This window comes from Metabacillus rhizolycopersici, from assembly GCF_020075705.1.
This window is the reverse complement of the sequence record NZ_JAIQUM010000344.1, coordinates 1-225: the sequence shown is the minus strand read 5'-3', so window position 1 is coordinate 225 and position 225 is coordinate 1. Positions and strand designations below refer to the sequence as shown.

Below are 225 nucleotides of genomic sequence, written 5' to 3'. Positions count from 1 at the left end.
GCAAAGATCAAGCTCAAAGCGAAGAACAAGGCCAAAGCAAAGATCAAGCTCAAAGCGAAGAACAAGGCCAAAGCAAAGATCAAGCTCAAAGCGAAGAACAAGGCCAAAGCAAAGATCAAGCTCAAAGTGAAGAACAAGGCCAAAGCAAAGATCAAGCTCAAAGCGAAGAACAAGGCCAAAGCAAAGATCAAGCTCAAAGCGAAGAACAAGGCCAAAGCAAAGATC

1 protein-coding gene is annotated in these 225 nt (G+C 44.0%); it reads left to right on the top strand.

Annotated features, from left to right (window positions below):
* On the top strand, window positions 1-225 hold a 225-nt coding region (locus K9V48_RS30310; RefSeq protein WP_438803937.1), incomplete at both ends, for a hypothetical protein.